The following is an 18,264-nucleotide window of genomic DNA, read 5'->3' as shown; positions in this document are numbered from 1 at the left end:
CTACATTCGTTGGCATGGAAGACGAAGCACGGGCAGGTTCCGCCGCGGGAGCAGGTGCGGACGCCGGTGCCCACCCGGCGGCCGCACCGCCGAAGGCGGCGGAGGGCCGGCCCCCACGCCGCTCCGACGCAACTCGGGCGGCGATCGTGCGCGCCGCGCGGGAGCGGTTCGCGACCGACGGCTACGAGCGCGCGACGATCCGCGCCATCGCGCGGGACGCGGGCATCGACCCGTCGATGGTCATGCGCTACTTCGGCAACAAGGAGGGCCTGTTCGCCGCCGCCTCCGAAATCGACCTGCGGCTGCCGGACTTGACCGGCGTTCCCGCCGAGGAGGTCGGCACGCGCCTCGTGCGCCACTTCCTGGAGCGCTGGGAGGGCGACGAGACGCTGAACGCCATGGTGCGCGTCGGCGTCACCAACCCCGCGGGCGCCGAACGGGTGCAGTCGGTCTTCCGCGACCAGGTGTCGCCCGCGGTGGCCGCCGTGTGCCCGGACCCCCGGCAGGTCCCCGCGCGCGCCGCCCTGCTCGCCTCACAGATCCTGGGCATGGCCCTGAGCCGGTACGTGCTGAAGCTGCCGCCCGCGGTGGCGATGACGCACGAGGAGATCGTGGGCTGGCTCGGGCCCACGGTCCGGCGCTACTTGACCGCTGAGAGCCCGTAGGGCCTGTCCGGCGGACGAGCGCACCCGCCCCGCCGGACGCGCCCCGGTGGGAAGTCCGTCCCGCCCGCGATCCGAAGAATTTCCTGCGAGCAGCCAACATCGTCCACATGGACAGGAGTTGGACGAGCGACGGGCGGACGGCCAGGGGGCCCCGGCGAATCGGTGGCGGCGAACATGCCTTGAGTGCCTGTCCCGGGGTACTCAGCGCACCGTAACGAGCCCCTTCCCATGAGAGGTGACGAAGAGTGTCCTCCTCCCTCGTAGAGACCGTTGACGTCGAAGCTCCGGTCGCGGTGAGCTGGGCGCTGTGGAGCGACGTGGCCGAGTGGCCGAAGTTCCTGAGCCACGTTAAGGACGTCGTCCGTATCGACAACAGGTCCTTCTCCTGGTGGCTCTCGCTCCCCGGCGCCGAGAAGAGCTTCACCGCCCAAGTCACGGAACTGATCCCTCAGGAGCGCATCGCCTGGAGGACCACGGAGGGCGTCGAGCACGCCGGGGTGGTCACCTTCCACAGGCTCAGCGACACCAAGAGCCGGGTGACGCTCCAGATCGAGTACAACCCGCAGGACTTCGTCGAGCGTCTCGGAGCCCTGACCAACCTGGACTCCACGCTCACCAACTACGACCTGGGCGAGTTCAAGCGCGCAGCCGAGAAGGCCGCGGACGGGAACGGAAGTTCGGGCGCCTGACCGGGGACGGTCCGGTCCCCTTCCGGGGGTGTCCGATCGCCGGGCCCGTCACCGGGCCCGCGCCGGGGCACGGTTCGCGCGCGAGTGCATGACTGCCGGTCTCAGCCGTGTGCCCGGCTGCGCGGGCCCGGCCCGGGCGCCGCACCGGAACGCGTTCGGGGCCGCACCGGGCCGAACGACCGGACGCTCAGGGCCACACCAGGCAGTACGGCTGGTGGCCCGCCATGTGCAGGCGGTCGGAGAAGTCCTGCCATTCGTGCAGGAGTTGGTACACGTTGAAGGCGTCCTGGGGGCCCGCGCGATCGGGCACCGTGGACCAGATGAAAGCCGCCGCGCCCACCGACTCCTCGCCGATTCCGCGCAGCGGGTCCACGACCGTCATCGGCAGCTTCACGACGGCGTAATCCGGGTGCAGCACCACGAGTTCGAGCGGCGGCACCCGGTGCAGAGGTATGCCCTCGATGCCTGTGAGCACCATCGCGGCCATGGTCTCCGGCTTGATCTTGGTGAACATGCCGTGACCCAACTCGTCACCGCCGAGCTCCTCGGGGCGCATGGAGACGGGGACCCGGGCCGCCGTAGCGCCGTCCGGGGCGCCGAAGTACTTGTAGGTCACCCCCACTCGGCCGCCACCCTTGCTGCTCCCAGTGTCTCTTTCCGCCGCGTCTCTCCGGTGACGTCCGCTTGCGCGCTCCGGACCGAGGTCCCCGGTACCCTCTCCCAGTCCACCACCGCGCTGCATGTCACCACCCGACCACTCGCGGCCGCCGCCGCGCAACCCGATCATCGTGACAGAGACCTCCCCGTCCTGCCGGTCGTGAAACGCCCCGCGGCGGGCGGGTAATCCCCGTGTTACCGGGCCGGTACCTGACCGGCTCCTCATGTCCCCTATACCCACCCGCGGGACGACGACGCGGTGCCGTCGGGATGCTCTGACACCATGGTCCTCGTGACTTACTCGTACGAGGCCCCAGTATCGCAGTCGCTCTACGACCGCGCCGCCGCCGTGACGCCCGGTGGCGTGAACTCTCCGGTCCGCGCCTTCCAAGCCGTGGGCGGTACGCCCCGGTTCATGGTGTCCGGGGCCGGTCCGTACCTCATGGATGCCGACGGGCGTGAGTACGTCGACCTCGTCTGTTCGTGGGGGCCGATGATTCTGGGCCATTCGCACCCCGAAGTGATCGCGGCCGTCCAGGCGGCGGTGAGCCGGGGCACGTCGTTCGGAACGCCCGGCGAGGACGAAGTCGCCCTCGCGGAGGAGATCGTGGACCGCGTCGGGCCGGTCGAGCAGGTGCGGCTGGTCTCCTCCGGCACGGAGGCCACGATGTCCGCGATCCGCCTGGCGCGCGGTTTCACCGGGCGTGCGAAGGTCGTGAAGTTCGCGGGCTGTTACCACGGTCATGTCGACGCGCTGCTCGCGTCGGCGGGTTCGGGCGTCGCGACGTTCGGCCTGCCCGACACCCCGGGCGTGACGGGCGCGCAGGCGGCGGAGACCATCGTGCTGCCGTACAACGATCCCGACGCCGTACGGGCCGCGTTCGCCGCGCAGCCCGACGAGATCGCGTGCGTCATCACCGAGGCGTCCCCCGGCAACATGGGCGTCGTGCCGCCGAAGCCCGGCTTCAACGAGCAACTCAAGGAGATCTGCCGGGCGCACGGGGCGCTGTTCATCTCGGACGAGGTGATGACGGGCTTCCGCGTCAGCAAGCAGGGCTGGTACGGAATCGACCAAGTCGTCCCCGATCTGATGACGTTCGGCAAGGTGATGGGCGGCGGCTTCCCGGCGGCGGCCTTCGGCGGCAGGCGCGACGTGATGGAGCGCCTCGCACCTGCCGGCCCCGTCTACCAGGCCGGCACGCTGTCGGGGAACCCGGTCGCCACGGCCGCCGGCGTCGCGCAGCTGCGGCTGCTGGACGACGCGGCGTACGCGGCGGTGGACTCGGCTTCCGAGCAGCTGCGCCGTGCTGTGACCGAGGCGCTGGACAAGGCGGGCGTCGCCCACCGGCTCCAGGCCGCGGGCAACATGTTCTCCGTGTTCTTCACCGACGAGCCCGTCACGGACTACGAGGGCGCGAGGGCGCAGGAGGCGTTCCGGTTCAAGGCCCTCTTCCACTCGATGCTGGAGCAGGGCGTCTATCTTCCGCCGTCCGCCTTCGAGTCCTGGTTCGTCTCGACCGCGCACGACGACGGCGCGCTGGAGCGCGTCGCCGAGGCGCTTCCCGCCGCCGCCCGCGCCGCCGCGGAGGCGACCGCATGAGCGCGGCGGGCGGTAAGGGCCCGGGCCGCGAGGCCGGAAGACGCGAGCGCGACGCCGGCGGGCAGGCCGTCACCGTCGTGCACGTGATGCGTCACGGCGAGGTCGAGAACCCGGACGGGGTGCTGTACGGACGGCTGCCCGGCTACCACCTCTCCGAGCTGGGACGCAGGATGGCCGACCGGGTGGCCGAACATCTCGCCGGCCGGGACATCACGTACGTCGTGGCCTCGCCGCTGGAGCGTGCGCAGGAGTCCGCGGTGCCCATCGCCAAGGCGCACGGTCTGGACGTCGCCAGCGACGAGGGCCTGATCGAGGCGGACAACGTCTTTCAGGGCAGGACGGTGGGCGTGGGGGACGGCGCGCTGCGCAGGCCCGCGAACTGGCGCCACCTGTTCAACCCCTTCCGGCCGTCGTGGGGCGAGTCGTACGTGCACCAGGTGCAGCGGATGCGCGCCGCCCTGGACGCGGCCCGCGACGCCGCGCGCGGCCACGAGGCCGTCTGCGTCTCCCATCAGCTGCCGATCTGGACGCTGCGCAGCTTCGTCGAGCGCCGCAGGCTCTGGCACGATCCGCGCCGGCGGCAGTGCACGCTCGCCTCCCTCACCTCGTTCACCTTCGAGGGGGACAAGATCGTCTCGGTCGGCTACACGGAGCCCGCGCGCGATCTGGTGCCTCCGCATCTGCGCGCGGGCGCCAAGTCCACCGGGGGCGGCGGACGCGGGGCCTGAGGTCGTCCTGAGGGGGCCCGAAGGGCTGTGCGGAGCGCGCGCCGCCGGGCCGCCACGGGGAGGAGCGGAGCCGGCCGGAGCCGGCCGGGGCCGGCCGGGGCCGGTCGGGAGCGGGCCACCGCAAGTGGGGCGGCCCGTGCTCAACGGGCGCAAGGGGGCGTGGAAGATCGGCTCGGAGCTCATGCGAAACTTTTCACATGAGTCAGACCCGAGCCTTCCGGCGCCGCCCCGCACTGCTGATCGCGTTGCTCGCGGCGAGTGCGTCGGTGCTGGCCGGGTGCAGCGACGACAAGGCCGGTTCGTCGTCGGGGGACACGAAGTTCGTGCGGGGCACCGGAAAGATCACCAAGGTCAGGAGCGGGGAGCGGCAGAAGGCACCGGACATCTCGGGCAAGGGTGTCGACGGGAAGCGGCTGGAACTCTCCGACTACAAGGGGAAGATCGTCGTCCTGAACGTCTGGGGCTCCTGGTGCGCGCCCTGCCGCGCGGAGGCGCCCAACCTCGCCAAGGTCGCCAAGGAGACCGAGGGCAAGGGCGTGCAGTTCGTCGGGATCAACACCCGCGATCTCGACCGCGCCAACGCCAAGGCGTTCGAGCGCAACTACGGCATCGAGTACCCGAGCTTCTACGACCCCAGCGGCAAGCTCATCCTCCGCTTCCCCCGGGGCAGCCTCTCTCCGCAGGCCATCCCCTCCACGCTCATCCTCGACCGGGACGGGAAGATCGCCGTACGGGCGCTGAAGGAACTCGGCGAGAAGGAACTGCGCTCCGCGCTCGACCCGTTGACGGCGGAGAAGTGACCCCCGCATGAGTACGCCCGCCACCGCCGCGGCCTCCTCCGCCGGCGCCGCTCTCGCGGCCGCCACGGCGGAGGTGAACCACACGGTCCTCAGCGGCGCCCTGCTGCTGGCCGTCCCCGTGGCCGTACTCGGCGGTCTCGTCTCCTTCTTCTCCCCGTGCGTCCTGCCGCTCGTGCCCGGCTACCTCAGCTACGTCACCGGCGTCAGCGGCACCGACCTGGCGCAGGCCAGGCGCGGCCGGATCCTCCTCGGGACGGGCCTCTTCGTGCTCGGCTTCACTGCGGTCTTCGTCTCCGGCGGCGCGCTCTTCGGGGGCTTCGGAGCGACGCTGCAGGAGCACCGGACGGTCATCTCCCGGGTCCTCGGTGCCCTGACGATCCTGCTGGGGCTCGCGTTCATGGGCGCGCTCGGCCCGCTGTCCCGCCTGACCTCGCGCGAACTGCGCATCCAGCGGCGTCCGTCCGTCGGTCTCGCGGGAGCTCCCATGCTCGGCGTTCTGTTCGGCATCGGCTGGACCCCGTGCATCGGGCCGACCCTCGCCGCGGTGCAGACCCTCGCGTTCAACGAGGCCAGCGCGGGCCGGGGCGCACTGCTGACAGTGGCGTACTGCCTGGGGCTCGGCGTGCCGTTCGTCGTGGCCGCCGTCGCCTTCCGCCGCACGCTGGGAGCCTTCGGCTGGGTGAAGCGGCACTATGCGTGGGTGATGCGGACCGGCGGCCTGATGCTCGTCGCGGTCGGCGTGCTGCTCGTCACCGGGGTCTGGGACCGGATCGTGTACGACCTTCAAGTCTGGTCGTCCGACTACACCGTGGGAATCTGAGATGCGTACGACGGACACCGGATCCGGCACCGGACCGGACACCGCAGCCGGGACCGGCGCAGACGGCGGCAGCGGTAATCCCGCGACGGCGGGCGCGGCCCCCGAGGGGACCGCCCCCGAGGGGACCCCGGAGGAGACGCGGCTCGCACGCGAGGCCGAGTCCCAGCTGTCCTCGCTGTCCACCGCGCCCGGTGAGGAGAAGCTCAACGTCCCCTCCATCGGAGTCGTCGGCTGGGCCCGCTGGTTCTGGCGTCAGCTGACGTCGATGCGGGTCGCGCTGATCCTTCTGCTTCTGCTCTCCCTCGCGGCGATCCCCGGCTCGGTGATCCCGCAGAGCAACGTCGACAGCCTGAAGGTCGAGAACTTCCAGAAGAAGCACGACGTGCTCTCGCCGGTCTACGAGAAGCTCCAGCTCTTCGACGTCTACACGTCGGTCTGGTTCTCGGCGATCTACATCCTGCTGTTCGTCTCCCTCGCCGGCTGCATCGTCCCCCGCACCTGGCAGTTCGTGGGACAGCTGCGCAGCAGGCCGCCCCGCGCACCGCGCCGCCTGGAGCGGATGCCGGCCTACACGACCTGGCGCACCGACGCCGCCCCGGACGAAGTGCTGGGCGGCGCCCGCCGGCTGCTGGCGGGACGGCGCTTCCGCGTCGAGCGCGAGGGCGACGCCGTCGCCTCGGAGAAGGGCTATCTGCGCGAGGCGGGCAACCTCCTCTTCCACATCGCCCTGATCGTGCTGCTGCTGGCCTTCGCCGCCGGGCAGTTGTGGAAGTCCGACGGCGGCAAGCTCATCATCAAGGGCGACGGCTTCTCCAACACCCTCACCCAGTACGACGACTTCAGGTCCGGCTCCCTCTTCGACCCGGACGACCTGGAGTCCTTCGGCTTCAGCCTCAAGGACTTCCACGCCACGTACGAGGAGTCCGGCCCGCAGAAGGGCACGGCACGCGACTACCGCGCGGACGTCTCGTACTGGCAGGGCGCCGACGGCACGGAGAAGCAGGACTCGATCAAGGTCAACCACCCGCTGCAGATCGGTGATTCGAAGGTCTTCCTGAACGGGAACGGCTACGCCCCGGTCGTCTCCGTCAAGGACGGCAAGGGCGAGACCGCTTTTCGCGGCCCCGTCGCCTTCCTCCCGCAGGACGGCAACCTCACCTCGTCCGGCGTCGTCAAGGTCACCGACTACCGGGACGCGAAGAACCGCAAGGACCAGCTCGGCTTCCAGGGCTTCTTCGTGCCGACCTTCGGCGGCTCGGGGTCGGGAACGATGTTCTCGCAGTCGCCGGCGCTGAGGTTCCCGGTGCTCTTCCTCACCGCGTACCACGGCGATCTCGGACTCGACTACGGCGCCGCGCAGAGCGTCTACCAGCTCGACACCAAGCGCATGAAGCAGTTCAAGAAGCCGGACGGCAGCCCGCTGGCGAAGAAGATCCTTCCGGGCGAGACGATGAAGCTGCCGAACGGCGGGGGTGAGCTGAAGTTCGAAGGCGTGCGCCAGTGGGCTCAGTTCCAGGTCGTCCACGAGGTCGGCGGCGGCTGGGCGCTGGGCGGTGCGCTCGCCGCGATCGGCGGGCTCGCGGGCTCGCTGTTCATCCAGCGGCGGCGCGTGTGGGTACGTGCGGTCACGGGTCCCGACGGCCGTACGGTCGTGGAGATGGCGGGGCTCGGACGCAGCGAGTCGGCCAGACTCCCAGAGGAACTGGGTGACTTGGCGTACGCGATGCAGAACGACGCCCCGCCCGTGCCGGACGAGCCGGAGACCGAGCCGGGGAGCCGGCACGGGAAGCACGAGAAGCACACGGAGCACGAGAAGCACACGGAGCACGAGAAGCACACGGAGCACGAGAAGAACGCGAAGCACGACAAGGAAGACAAGCACGACAAGCAGGACACGGACGACGAGGACGACGAGAACGAGGACGACAAGGCCAGGGCCGAGGACGGCGCCGAAGCCTCGCCGCGAGGAGAACGCACGTGAACATCGCCGCTGCCGCAACGAACGAGAATCTGGCCGAGATCAGCAACTACCTGATCTATTCGGCGATGGCCGTCTACGCGCTCGCCTTCGTCGCGCACATCGCCGAGTGGGTCTTCGGCAGCCGCAGCAAGGTGGCGCGCACCGCCGCCGCGCTGAGCCCCGGACGTGAGAAGGACCGCGAGGCGGCCGAGGACGCCCGCGCCGGTTCGGAGGCGGCCGCGGACTCCGGCACGGCGTCAGCCGCGAAGGGCGCCGCGGCCGGCGGCAAGGCGTCGGGAACCTCCGTGCTGGAGCGTCCGCGCCCCAAGGTCGTCGTCCGCTCCTCCGCGGGCCGCCGAGGCGAACTGCCGGACGGCCCCGGCGCCGCCGCCGGTGACGAACAGGGCGATCTGTACGGCCGGATCGCGGTGTCGCTCACGACGCTCGCGTTCCTCCTGCACTCCGCGGGCGTGCTCGCCCGGTCGCTCTCGGTGCAGCGTGCCCCCTGGGGCAACATGTACGAGTTCTCGACCGCCTTCTCCATGGTGGCCGTCGGCGCCTACCTCGCCTTCCTCGTCGCGAAGAAGAACGTCCGCTGGATCGGGCTGCCGCTCGTGACGACCGTCCTGCTCGACCTCGGCCTGGCCGTGACGGTGCTCTACACCGAGAGCGCCCAGCTCGTACCGGCGCTGCACTCGTACTGGCTGTGGATCCACGTCTCGCTGGCCATCGCCTGCGGCGCGCTGTTCTACCTCGGCTTCGTCTCCACGGCGCTGTACCTCTTCCGGGACCGGTACGAGACCAAGCTGCTGGACGGCGGCACACCGGGCGGCTTCGCCACGTCGGTCATGGAGCGGCTGCCCTCGTCGGCCTCGCTCGACAAGTTCGCCTACCGCATCAACGCGGCCGTGTTCCCCTTCTGGACCTTCACCATCGTGGCCGGGGCGATCTGGGCGGGCGACGCGTGGGGCCGCTACTGGGGCTGGGACCCCAAGGAGGTCTGGTCGTTCATCACGTGGGTCGCCTACGCCTGCTACCTGCACGCTCGCGCGACCGTCGGCTGGAAGGGGCGCAAGGCCGCCTACCTGGCCCTGATCGCCTTCGCGTGCTTCCTGTTCAACTACTACGGCGTGAACATCTTCTTCAACGGCAAGCACTCGTACGCGGGCGTCGACGGCTGACGCTCGTACGCGGGGTGCCGGCGCCGAGCCTCCGCCGCTCCGCTCGCCCCGCAGCCCCCGGGGCGTCCGTACGTCCAAGGGCGCGCGCCACTGCATCCCGGGGGATCTGCCGCATCCGCGGGGTGCGCCCGCCGCGGAGGGCTCCCGCCGCCCTCGCCGCGGGGGCTCCGCGCCGTCTCCGGGCCCGACGGAGATCCGGTTGCCCGGCGTGGGCTCAGCTCTTCGGCGGTGTCTCGTCCGGGCCGCCCTTGCCGCCCTCGCGCCGTCCCGACTCCTCGTCGCGGCGGTGCAGTTCGGCCTCCTGCGGCTCGGCGCCGGGACGCGGCTCGCGCCCGGCCGCGCCGGTGTCCTCGTCCGTGACGCCACCCTTGCCGGAGTCCGGGCGGGCGCCCTTGCCGGAGTCCGGGCGGGCGTCCGCGCCGTCCTTGCCGCCCGTTCCGTTCCGCTCCTCGCCCGGCTTCCCGTCGTCCTGCGAACCGTCGGGCTGCGCACCGCGCTTGATGGACTTGAGGAACTCCGGGTTGTCGTCCGGGGCGACCCAGCGGCGCTCGTCGGGCCGTGTCGCACCGTAGGGCGCGTTCTTGCGCGGCCGCCCGACGGCGAACCATGCGACGGGGCCCAGCAGCACCTGCCCGAAGAGCAGGATGATGATGATCCACACCACCTTCGGCAGCTTCCGTACTTCCTTTTCAGGAGTATTGAGGCAGTCGATGAAGGCGTAGATCCACACCGCCAGGACGAGAAGGAACGGCAGATACCTGAGCATGCGGGACGCCCCCTAAGCGAGCAGACTCGGCACGGTGGGCCGGAAGTGCGGTTGGTGCGGTGCTTCTTGCTGCTTTTTGGCTGCTTCTTGCTGGTATGTCGCTTGTGTGTAGGTGTTCGTGTTCGCGTTCGTGCCGGAGGGTGCATCGCGGCATTCCGCCGTACGTACGTAAGCCAGCGTAACGGTGTCCGGAAGGGGCCGGGGGCGGTCGGTCGGGGCCGGGAACCCATGCCGGATACTGGGGCGCATGGCATACGACGATCTCCGCTCGCTGCTGCGGGCGCTGGAGCGTGACCGGGACCTGACGCGGATCAAGGCGGAAGTCGATCCGCACCTCGAGATCGGTGAGATCGTCGACCGGGTGCAGAAGTCCGGCGGGCCGGCGCTGCTGTTCGAGAACGTGAAGGGTTCCTCCCTTCCCCTCGCGATGAACGTCTTCGGCACGGACCGCCGCCTGCTGAAGGCCCTGGGCCTCGAGTCGTACGACGAGATCAGCGAGAAGATCGGCGGGCTGCTCAAGCCCGAACTGCCGCAGGGTTTCGTCGGGATGCGGGAGGCCTTCGGCAAGCTCGGCGCGATGACGCACGTACCGCCGAAGAAGGTGAAGGGCGCCCCCGTCCAGGAAGTCGTCCTCGAGGGCGACGAGGTGGACCTGGACGCACTGCCCGCGCTGTTCACCTGGCCCGAGGACGGCGGCTCCTTCTTCAACCTCGGTCTGACGCACACCAAGCACCCCGAGACGGGCGTGCGCAACCTCGGCCTCTACCGCCTCCAGCGCCATGACCGCCGCACCATCGGCATGCACTGGCAGATCCACAAGGACAGCCGGAACCACTATCAGGTCGCCGCGCGGCGCGGCGAGAAGCTGCCGGTCGCCATCGCCTTCGGCTGTCCGCCCGCTGTGACGTACGCCTCAACGGCGCCGCTTCCGGGCGACATCGACGAATACCTCTTCGCGGGCTTCACCCAGGGCAAGCGCGTGGAGATGACCGACTGCAAAACGGTGCCGCTCCAGGTGCCCGCCCACGCGGAAGTGGTGCTGGAGGGCTGGCTGGAGCCCGGAAAGACGCTGCCGGAGGGGCCGTTCGGCGATCACACCGGCTTCTACACGCCGCAGGAGGACTTCCCCGCGCTGACGATCGACTGCGTGACGATGCGCAAGCGCCCGGTCTTCCAGTCGATCGTCGTGGGCCGGCCGCCGACGGAGGACGGACCGCTGGGGCGCGCCACCGAGCGGTTCTTCCTGCCGCTGCTGAAGATCATCGTCCCGGACATCGTGGACTACCACCTGCCCGAGGCCGGAGGCTTCCACAACTGCATGATCGTCTCGATCGAGAAGAAGTACCCGAAGCACGCCCAGAAGGTCATGCACGCCATCTGGGGTGCGCACATGCTCTCCCTGGAGAAGCTGATCGTCGTCGTCGACGCCGAGTGCGATGTGCGCGACCTGCACGAAGTGGCGTGGCGGGCCCTGGGCAACGTCGACTACTCCCGCGACCTGAGTGTCGTCGAGGGCCCGGTCGACCACCTCGACCACGCCTCGTACCAGCAGTTCTGGGGCGGCAAGGCCGGAGTCGACGCGACCGCGAAGCTGCCGGAGGAGGGTTACACGCGCGACGGGGGCTGGCCGCACGCCATCGAGTCCGACCCCGATGTCGCGCGGCTCGTCACCGAACGCTGGAAGGAGTACGGCCTGTGAGTGGCGACGCCGTGACCGGGGACGGCGCACGGGCCGGTATGGGCCGGACGCGCGGAGGCGTGCGTGCCTTCCTGCGTCTGGTGATGATCGAACACTCCGTGTTCGCGCTGCCGTTCGCCTACATCGCGGCGCTCACGGCGATGTCCCGTGCGAGCGGCACCGTCCAGTGGCGTGAGCTGCTGCTCATCACCGTCGCCATGGTGGGGATGCGCACCTTCGCCATGGCCGCGAACCGGATCATCGACCGCGAGATCGACGCCCGCAATCCCCGTACCGCCGGGCGCGAACTCGTCACCGGCGCGCTCTCCGTGCGGTCGGCGTGGACGGGTGCGCTGATCGCCGTCGCCGTATTCATGGGCGCGTGCGCCCTGCTCAACCCGCTCTGCCTGGCGCTGGCGCCCGTCGCCGTGGTGCCGATGGTGGTCTATCCGTACGGGAAGCGCTTCACGGACTTTCCGCACGCCATCCTCGGCCTCGCTCAGGCGATCGGGCCGATCGGCGCCTGGATCGCGGTGACCGGAGCCTGGTCGTGGGAGGCCGTGGTGCTGGGCCTCGCCGTCGGCGTGTGGATCGGCGGCTTCGACCTGATCTTCGGCTGCCAGGACGTCGTGGCGGACCGCGCGCACGGGGTGCGTTCCGTGCCGGCTCGGTTCGGTATCGCGGCGGCGCTCCACGGGGCGCGCGGCAGTCACGTCGTCACGGTGGCGCTGCTGGCGTGGTTCGGGGTGCTCACCGGTGCGGGCGTCTTCTGGTGGCTGGGCCTGCTGATCGTCGCGGCGGCCTTCGTGTACGAGCACTCCATCGTCAGGCCGGGGGACCTGTCCCGGCTCAACCGGGCCTTCTTCACGGTCAACGGGTTCATCGGCATCGCGCTGTTCGTGTGCGCGCTGCTGGACCTGACAGTGCGGGGCCTGAGCGCCTGACGGCGCAGACCTGAGCGTCTGACGGCGCGGCCCGGGCAGGCGGTGAGGAAGGTGCACGGCCGGTCGGGCACGGGGCACCGCAGGTGCGGTCCGGTGCCGGCCCTGGCGGCGCTCCCTCAGTGCCAGGCCGGCTTGCCGCCTCCCGCCGTACGGGCGGCCGAGGTCATGAAGGCGGCCATGACGCCGCCGATCAGGCCGAAGAGGTGGCCCTGCCACGAGACCCCGGCCTCCGTGGGCAGCACGCCCCACAGGATCGAGCCGTAGAAGACGGCGACGACACCGCCCAGTGCGACGTCCGTGATCCGCCTGTCCACGAAGCCGCGTACGAGCAGATAGCCGAAGAGCCCGAAGATCAGGCCGGAAGCCCCTGCCGTGTTGCTGGCGTCAGGTGCGACCAGCCACACGCCGAGCCCGCTCACCACGATGATCGTGAGGGCGACGGCCAGGAAGCGCCCGGTGCCCCGCAGTGCAGCGAGAAACCCGAGGACGAGCAGCGGCACCGTGTTCGCGATGAGGTGACCGAATCCGAAGTGCATGAAGGCGGCGGGGATCACATCGACGAGCTCGCTCTGCCGGCGGGGGACGATGCCGAAGGTGTCCAGGGCGTTGCCGGTCGCCTGGTCGACGACTTCGAGGAGCCACAGCAGCCCCGTCCAGAGCAGGATCAGCTTCGCGGCCGGCTTGGCGCCCTGCCGCGGCGATCTGTCGCTGTTCGTGCTGTTGATGCCGGACCCTGATCCGTACGCCATCGAGTCTCCCCCTGAGGGACAGTCGCGGAGCCGATGCCTGTGACCTTGAGAACGTGGCAGAGGGCTCGCGAAGTTCCGCGGTCCAGGATGCGGCAGGCCAGGCTCTCCAGGATGGCGTCAGAACTTCTCCGTGCCCAGGGCGCCATACATCACGGTCGCCACCAGGTCCTGCGGCATGAGCTCCTTGGCGCCGCCGGGAGCGGTCACGGCGACGGCGTCGCCACCGCTGAACTCCAGCCGCAGCGGCAGGTGGGCGTCCCCCCGCGTGAACTGGCCCAGGTCGAGGGTGAGCGAGGTGAGCTGCCCGCGCCGGATCGCCAGGTCCGCCACGATGTCGCTCTCGGGCACCCGTGCGGGGTCGATCTCCGCACCCAGCGGCCGCAGCGCGGTGACGAGATCGCTCGCGGCCTTGCGCCCGGGCAGCGTCATCCGTACGCGCTCCGCGCCCCTGAACTCGCCGGCGGCCTCGAACTCGGCGTGCTCGCGCAGCAGATCCTGCACGCCGCTGATGAATTCGCGCTGGGACTGACCGTCGAGCGCCGAGCCGATGGTCACCGCGTCCCGGATCTCGCGGCTCCGCCTCGCCTCGTCGCTCTCACCCTCCGGACTCTTCTGCGCACTCTTCTCCCCTTTATCCCCTATGACCCCCTTGTCTCCTTCTGTGCCCGCCTGGTCTTCCTGGTCTTCCTGTTCCCTCTGGTCACTCTTGTTCTGCTGCCGCTCCGCCAGCGTCTCGGCCACGCGCGCGAAGTCGTCGAAAGCCTCGGGGTCCGCGCGCACCCACTTGCCCTTCAGCGCGTCCCTGGCGGCCCCCAGGGTGGGCGGAAGCTCGTCCGCGAGATCGACGATCTCCGACGCCGTCTCACGCGTGTTCTCCGGGTCCGCGGTGTACTTGGCCATCGTCCGCAGGCTCACCCGCAGATACAGCTCGTCCTTGACGGACTTGACCGCCGCGACGTCGTTGCCGCCGAAGTTCAGCGCGGCCGCCACGTTCGCGGCGTCGGACTCCGGCATCTCCTTCAGTGGGGTCTCCTCGTCGTCCGTCCCCGCCGAAACGGTCAGCTCGGCGCGCGAGAGCATGCGCGCCGCCTGCATCGAGGCGTGCTGCTTCCCGCCTCCTGCCCGCGCGGTGAGGAATTCGCGGGCCTGGCGCGGTGATCCGTCCACGGACACGATGACGGTGGAGGCGGGCTGGTCGCCGAGCTTCACGACGGAGTTCCGCACCTTCATGCCGGTCGTCAGGCGCTGGGCCGAACTGCACGCCGACACGGACGTGGCCACCAGCAGCGCGCAGCTCAGTACGGCGGTCGCGCGGAGCGGAGTACGGGAAGCGTGCAGCCCGGACGGCGGGCGGAAGAACTGCATCCCCCGAGCCAATCGCACAACAGGCCCGCGGCGCCAGTTGCGGCCGGACCTACGATCCGGCGGCGCGGCCCCCCAACTCGCCCTCCCAGCGCCGGTAGAGCTTGTGCGGGACACCGGCCGCGTCCAGCGCACGGCCCGCGACGAAGTCGACGAGGTGCTGCGCGGTACTGCCGCCCGCGTAGAAGGCGGGCGACGCGGGCAGCACCACCGCTCCCGCGTCGTCCAGCGAGACGAGGTGCCGGAGCGTCTGCCCGTGCAGCGGCGTCTCCCGTACGGCCACGACGAGCGGCCGCCGTTCCTTGAGGGTCACGGAGGCGGCCCGCTGAAGCAGATCCTTCGACAGCCCCAGCGCGACACCGGCGACGCACGCGGTGCTCGCCGGAACGATGAGCATGCCCCGCGCCGGATACGACCCCGACGAGGGCCCCGCGGCGAGGTCACCGGCGGGCCAGTGCCGTACCGCCGAGACGTCCGGGTCGAAGGCGTCGGGGGTGCCGTCGGCGCCGAACGAGAGCCAGCGGCGCAGATCCTCCCGGGCGTGCGCGTCGCGGAACGGGTGCCCCGTCTCGTCGAGGATCGTCAGCCGCGCGGCTCGGCTCACGACGAGGTCCACGGCCTCGCCCGCGTGCAGCAGTGCACGCAGGACGGCGGCCGCGTACGGCGTGCCGGAAGCGCCGGAGACACCGACGATCCACGGCGTACGAGGCGTGCTGGTTCCGGTCGTGGAAGTCACGCGACCGAGCCTACGCGCGGCCCGCGGGGACGCGTCCGCGGGTGATCCGCGGGAGATCCACACGTGACGGAGGTCCCCGGGGCGGCCTGAGGAGAGGTGTCTGAGGGCGAGCCGCCCCCATGCCTTAGATTCGTTACCTGAGATTTCGCGGAGCCCACGGTTCCCCTGCGTCGGGGCGGGGGAACCCTTCCCCTGCCCCGGCGGGGAGACCTCGATTCGGCAACGGAGGCACCAGGACCCATGGACGCGGTGGACAGGCAGCTCATTCAGGCGCTGCGGGAGAACGGCAGGGCCTCCTACGCCGAGCTGGGCCGGCTCGTCGGTCTCTCCGGCCCCAGCGTCACCGACCGCATCAACCGCCTCGAGACCGCGGGCGTGATCACCGGCTACCGCGCGACGGTGGACGCGCCTTCGCTGGGCCTCGGTGTCACGGCCCTCATCGGCATCCAGCTCACCGACGCCACCGACCACGAGGACGTGGCGGGGCGGCTGCGTGAGCTGAGCGAGGTCGAGGACTGCTGGTTCATCGCCGGCGACGACTCCTTCATGCTCAAGGCGCGCGCCTCGGACGTGGACGCGCTGGAGTCCCTCATCCGCCGGCTGTCCGGCACCAAGGGCGTCTCCCGTACGCGCACGACAGTGGTGCTCTCGACCAAGTGGGAGAACCGGGTCACCGACTTGCCCCCGGAGGCCTGACGCCGGGGCACCGCACGGCCGCGCCGACGGTGCGGGACCGGCCGGTCCCGTGGGCCATGGGAGCGGGGAGTACGCTCAAAAAGGCGCGCGAAGCACAAATCCTAGGAGGGCGACGCATGGACTCTGGGCTCAAACGCGAGCTGGAGGAGAAGGTCCGCGCAGGTGTGAGGCTGACGCGTGAGGACGGCATCGCCCTGTACGACTGCGATGACCTCGCCTGGCTCGGCGGCCTCGCCCACGAGGTGCGAACGCGCAAGAACGGCAACGTCGTTCACTTCAACATCAACCGCCACCTCAACATGACGAACGTGTGCACCGCCTCCTGCGCGTACTGCTCCTTCCAGCGCAAGCCGGGGGAGAAGGACGCGTACACGATGCGCATCGAGGAGGCGGTGAAGCTCGCCAAGGCGATGGAGGGCGACAACCTCACCGAGCTCCACATCGTCAACGGCCTGCACCCGACGCTGCCTTGGCGTTACTACCCGCGTTCGCTCAGCGCCCTCAAGGAAGCGCTGCCCGACACCGTCTCCCTGAAGGCGTTCACCGCCACCGAGATCCAGCACTTCGAGACGATCTCCGGGATGGACGCGAGCGAGATCCTCGACATCCTCATCGAGTCCGGCCTGGAGTCCCTGACGGGCGGCGGCGCCGAGATCTTCGACTGGGAGGTCCGCCAGCACATCGTCGACCACGACACCCACTGGGAGGACTGGTCGCGCATCCACCGGCTCGCGCACGAGAAGGGCCTCAAGACGCCCTGCACGATGCTCTACGGGCACATCGAGGAGCGCCGCCACCGCGTCGACCATGTGCTGCGCCTGCGTGAACTGCAGGACGAGACAGGCGGATTCCAGGTCTTCATCCCGCTGCGCTACCAGCACGACTTCGTCGACATGCAGGACGGAAAGGTCCGCAACAGGCTCCAGGCGCGCACCACGATGGCGTCGGGCGCGGAGGCGCTGAAGACCTTCGCGGTCTCCCGCCTGCTGTTCGACAACGTGCCGCACGTGAAGGTCTTCTGGGTCATGCACGGCGTCCAGACCGCTCAACTCGCCCTCCAGCACGGCGTCGACGACATGGACGGCTCCGTCGTCGAGTACAAGATCACTCATGACGCGGACAACTACGGCACGCCCGACAAGCTGACCCGTGAGGACCTGCTCGACCTGATCCGCGACGCCGGCTTCCAGCCCGTCGAGCGCAACACCCGCTACGAGGTCATCCGCGAGTACGACGGGCCGGACCCGGAGCGCCGCGAGTCGCCGCAGCCGATGAGGATCTGAGTCCCCTCACGTGGTTCCGGGCCCCGGTCCCCGACGTGGTCCGGGGGCCCTCGAACCCGTTCGGGCCCCGGCCCCCGGCCGTCTCCGGCTGGTTCCCCCCGGCCGTCCTGAGAGCTTCCCCCTGAACATGCCCGGGGCTTCCCGCCCCGTCATGTCTGGGGGCCGCTCCGGCGGGGTACTCGCGGGCGCATGCCAGCAGCGCGCGAGCCGGCCGCGGTCGGCGGCCCGGAGGACGACTACACCGCCGAGCCCTTTCTCCCCTCCGGGAAGAGCCGCGGCAAAGCCGGTCTCGAAGCCCAGCGCGCGGCGGCCGCGGAGTGCCGCGGCTGCCCTCTGCACCGCGATGCCACACAGACCGTCTTCGGGAAGGGCAGCGCGTCCGCCCGCCTCTTCCTCATCGGCGAACAGCCCGGCGATCAGGAGGACCGGCGGGGGGAGCCTTTCGTCGGGCCCGCGGGCCGGATCCTCGACGGGGCGCTCGAGGAGGCGGGCATCGACCCCGGGCAGTGCTATGTCACCAACGCGGTCAAGCACTTCAAGTGGCAGTACGCGTCCGGGGGGCGCGGCAAACGACGCATCCACAAGGCACCCAGCCTGCGCGAACTGAGCGCGTGCGGTCCGTGGCTCGCGGCTGAGCTGGACCTCACGCGGCCCGAAGTGGTGGTCGTGCTCGGAGCGTCGGCGGGCAAGGCCCTGCTCGGGCCGTCGTTCCGGGTGACGCGGGAGCGCGGCGTCCTGATGGAGCGGGACGTTCACGGACGGAACCGCCACATCGTCGCGACGATCCATCCCTCCGCGGTGCTGCGCGCAGACGACCAGGACCGGGAGAACGCCCGGAGGGGTCTCGTCTCCGATCTGCGGGTGGCCGCCGACGTGCTGCGCTCGTCCTGACCCCTGAGTCCCGGCCCCGCTCGGCCGCCGGTACGGAGCCGGCCGCGTCTTGCAACGGC

Annotated in this window: 18 protein-coding genes; 13 read left to right on the top strand and 5 right to left on the bottom strand. The window is 70.5% G+C overall.

Annotation, left to right across the window (positions count from 1 at the left end):
- The first annotated feature begins 14 nt into the window (after positions 1-14).
- On the top strand, positions 15-665 hold the full coding sequence (locus EV375_RS15825) for a TetR/AcrR family transcriptional regulator (RefSeq protein ID WP_130300000.1): 651 nt from the start codon (positions 15-17) through the stop codon (positions 663-665).
- A gap of 245 nt (positions 666-910) precedes the next feature.
- Complete coding sequence (locus tag EV375_RS15820) at positions 911-1,354, top strand: SRPBCC family protein (protein ID WP_130299999.1); 444 nt, start codon at positions 911-913, stop codon at positions 1,352-1,354.
- Positions 1,355-1,541: 187 nt separating this feature from the next.
- On the opposite strand, the gene EV375_RS15815 is transcribed toward EV375_RS15820, so the two are convergent.
- A complete protein-coding gene (locus tag EV375_RS15815) occupies positions 1,542-2,096 on the bottom strand; it encodes a hypothetical protein (protein ID WP_074466950.1) in 555 nt (184 codons plus the stop codon).
- A 198-nt stretch (positions 2,097-2,294) separates the two neighbouring features.
- Between EV375_RS15815 and hemL the strand changes: the two genes are divergently transcribed.
- From hemL to ccsB, 6 genes are all read left to right on the top strand, one after another.
- Entirely contained in the window at positions 2,295-3,611 is a 1,317-nt protein-coding gene (gene hemL, locus EV375_RS15810) for a glutamate-1-semialdehyde 2,1-aminomutase (protein WP_207228135.1), read from the top strand.
- A gap of 86 nt (positions 3,612-3,697) precedes the next feature.
- Positions 3,698-4,339 (top strand): histidine phosphatase family protein, encoded by a 642-nt coding sequence (locus tag EV375_RS15805; RefSeq protein ID WP_486588741.1) that lies wholly within the window; start codon positions 3,698-3,700, stop codon positions 4,337-4,339.
- Positions 4,340-4,536: 197 nt separating this feature from the next.
- Positions 4,537-5,139, top strand: a complete 603-nt coding sequence (locus EV375_RS15800) for a TlpA disulfide reductase family protein (protein WP_130299997.1) — start codon at positions 4,537-4,539, stop codon at positions 5,137-5,139.
- Between the two features lie 7 nt (positions 5,140-5,146).
- A complete protein-coding gene (locus EV375_RS15795; protein ID WP_130299996.1) occupies positions 5,147-5,959 on the top strand; it encodes a cytochrome c biogenesis protein CcdA in 813 nt (270 codons plus the stop codon).
- A gap of 1 nt (position 5,960) precedes the next feature.
- On the top strand, positions 5,961-7,940 hold the full coding sequence (gene resB, locus EV375_RS15790; RefSeq protein ID WP_130299995.1) for a cytochrome c biogenesis protein ResB: 1,980 nt from the start codon (positions 5,961-5,963) through the stop codon (positions 7,938-7,940).
- Positions 7,937-9,100 carry a c-type cytochrome biogenesis protein CcsB gene (gene ccsB, locus EV375_RS15785; protein ID WP_130299994.1) on the top strand — a complete coding sequence of 388 codons (1,164 nt, stop codon included), beginning with the start codon at positions 7,937-7,939 and terminating at the stop codon, positions 9,098-9,100. Before resB ends, ccsB begins: the two co-directional genes overlap by 4 nt.
- A 214-nt stretch (positions 9,101-9,314) precedes the next feature.
- Here the strand turns inward: ccsB and EV375_RS29720 are convergent, their stop codons facing one another.
- Positions 9,315-9,866 carry a PLD nuclease N-terminal domain-containing protein gene (locus tag EV375_RS29720; protein WP_486588501.1) on the bottom strand — a complete coding sequence of 184 codons (552 nt, stop codon included), beginning with the start codon at positions 9,864-9,866 and terminating at the stop codon, positions 9,315-9,317.
- Positions 9,867-10,113: 247 nt separating this feature from the next.
- On the opposite strand from EV375_RS29720, the gene EV375_RS15775 reads away from it, so the two are divergent.
- Together EV375_RS15775 and mqnP are read left to right on the top strand one after the other, a co-directional pair.
- Positions 10,114-11,565, top strand: coding sequence for a menaquinone biosynthesis decarboxylase (locus EV375_RS15775; protein WP_130299993.1), 1,452 nt, complete (start codon positions 10,114-10,116; stop codon positions 11,563-11,565).
- A gap of 38 nt (positions 11,566-11,603) precedes the next feature.
- Positions 11,604-12,488 carry a menaquinone biosynthesis prenyltransferase MqnP gene (gene mqnP / locus EV375_RS15770; protein WP_130301883.1) on the top strand — a complete coding sequence of 295 codons (885 nt, stop codon included), beginning with the start codon at positions 11,604-11,606 and terminating at the stop codon, positions 12,486-12,488.
- A gap of 116 nt (positions 12,489-12,604) precedes the next feature.
- Here the strand turns inward: mqnP and EV375_RS15765 are convergent, their stop codons facing one another.
- The 3 genes from EV375_RS15765 to EV375_RS15755 all read right to left on the bottom strand — a co-directional run bounded on the left by EV375_RS15765 (position 12,605) and on the right by EV375_RS15755 (position 15,335).
- Entirely contained in the window at positions 12,605-13,237 is a 633-nt protein-coding gene (locus EV375_RS15765) for a rhomboid family protein (RefSeq protein WP_130299992.1), read from the bottom strand.
- Positions 13,238-13,354: 117 nt separating this feature from the next.
- The gene (locus EV375_RS15760; protein WP_130299991.1) at positions 13,355-14,602 is read right to left on the bottom strand and encodes a hypothetical protein; all 1,248 of its coding nucleotides are present in this window, start codon (positions 14,600-14,602) and stop codon (positions 13,355-13,357) included.
- Positions 14,603-14,651: 49 nt separating this feature from the next.
- Positions 14,652-15,335: a UbiX family flavin prenyltransferase gene (locus EV375_RS15755; protein WP_130299990.1), complete on the bottom strand. Its 684-nt coding sequence runs from the start codon at positions 15,333-15,335 to the stop codon at positions 14,652-14,654.
- 240 nt (positions 15,336-15,575) lie between these two features.
- Here EV375_RS15755 and EV375_RS15750 point away from each other — a divergent pair, with 240 nt between their 5' ends.
- From EV375_RS15750 to EV375_RS15740, 3 genes are all read left to right on the top strand, one after another.
- On the top strand, positions 15,576-16,031 hold the full coding sequence (locus EV375_RS15750; protein WP_130299989.1) for an Lrp/AsnC family transcriptional regulator: 456 nt from the start codon (positions 15,576-15,578) through the stop codon (positions 16,029-16,031).
- Between the two features lie 116 nt (positions 16,032-16,147).
- Positions 16,148-17,314 (top strand): aminofutalosine synthase MqnE, encoded by a 1,167-nt coding sequence (gene mqnE, locus EV375_RS15745; protein WP_130299988.1) that lies wholly within the window; start codon positions 16,148-16,150, stop codon positions 17,312-17,314.
- A 189-nt stretch (positions 17,315-17,503) separates the two neighbouring features.
- A complete protein-coding gene (locus EV375_RS15740; protein ID WP_130299987.1) occupies positions 17,504-18,205 on the top strand; it encodes a UdgX family uracil-DNA binding protein in 702 nt (233 codons plus the stop codon).
- The last annotated feature ends 59 nt before the right edge of the window (positions 18,206-18,264 follow it).

This window comes from Streptomyces sp. CNZ301 (genome assembly GCF_004217425.1).
The sequence above is the reverse complement of the archived record's forward strand: the minus strand, read 5'-3'. Positions and strand labels throughout refer to the sequence as shown.

Bases quoted from the DNA above. Each gene is read 5' to 3' on its own strand.
- resB (WP_130299995.1), top strand. From the start codon at position 5,961: ATGCGTACGACGGACACCGGATCCGGCACCGGACCGGACACCGCAGCC.
- EV375_RS15760 (WP_130299991.1), bottom strand. From the start codon at position 14,602: ATGCAGTTCTTCCGCCCGCCGTCCGGGCTGCACGCTTCCCGTACTCCG.
- EV375_RS15740 (WP_130299987.1), top strand. From the start codon at position 17,504: ATGCCAGCAGCGCGCGAGCCGGCCGCGGTCGGCGGCCCGGAGGACGAC.
- EV375_RS29720 (WP_486588501.1), bottom strand. From the start codon at position 9,866: ATGCTCAGGTATCTGCCGTTCCTTCTCGTCCTGGCGGTGTGGATCTAC.
- EV375_RS15775 (WP_130299993.1), top strand. From the start codon at position 10,114: ATGGCATACGACGATCTCCGCTCGCTGCTGCGGGCGCTGGAGCGTGAC.
- EV375_RS15765 (WP_130299992.1), bottom strand. From the start codon at position 13,237: ATGGCGTACGGATCAGGGTCCGGCATCAACAGCACGAACAGCGACAGA.
- EV375_RS15800 (WP_130299997.1), top strand. From the start codon at position 4,537: ATGAGTCAGACCCGAGCCTTCCGGCGCCGCCCCGCACTGCTGATCGCG.
- hemL (WP_207228135.1), top strand. From the start codon at position 2,295: ATGGTCCTCGTGACTTACTCGTACGAGGCCCCAGTATCGCAGTCGCTC.
- EV375_RS15750 (WP_130299989.1), top strand. From the start codon at position 15,576: ATGGACGCGGTGGACAGGCAGCTCATTCAGGCGCTGCGGGAGAACGGC.
- mqnP (WP_130301883.1), top strand. From the start codon at position 11,604: ATGGGCCGGACGCGCGGAGGCGTGCGTGCCTTCCTGCGTCTGGTGATG.
- EV375_RS15805 (WP_486588741.1), top strand. From the start codon at position 3,698: ATGCGTCACGGCGAGGTCGAGAACCCGGACGGGGTGCTGTACGGACGG.
- mqnE (WP_130299988.1), top strand. From the start codon at position 16,148: ATGGACTCTGGGCTCAAACGCGAGCTGGAGGAGAAGGTCCGCGCAGGT.
- EV375_RS15825 (WP_130300000.1), top strand. From the start codon at position 15: ATGGAAGACGAAGCACGGGCAGGTTCCGCCGCGGGAGCAGGTGCGGAC.
- EV375_RS15815 (WP_074466950.1), bottom strand. From the start codon at position 2,096: ATGCAGCGCGGTGGTGGACTGGGAGAGGGTACCGGGGACCTCGGTCCG.
- EV375_RS15795 (WP_130299996.1), top strand. From the start codon at position 5,147: ATGAGTACGCCCGCCACCGCCGCGGCCTCCTCCGCCGGCGCCGCTCTC.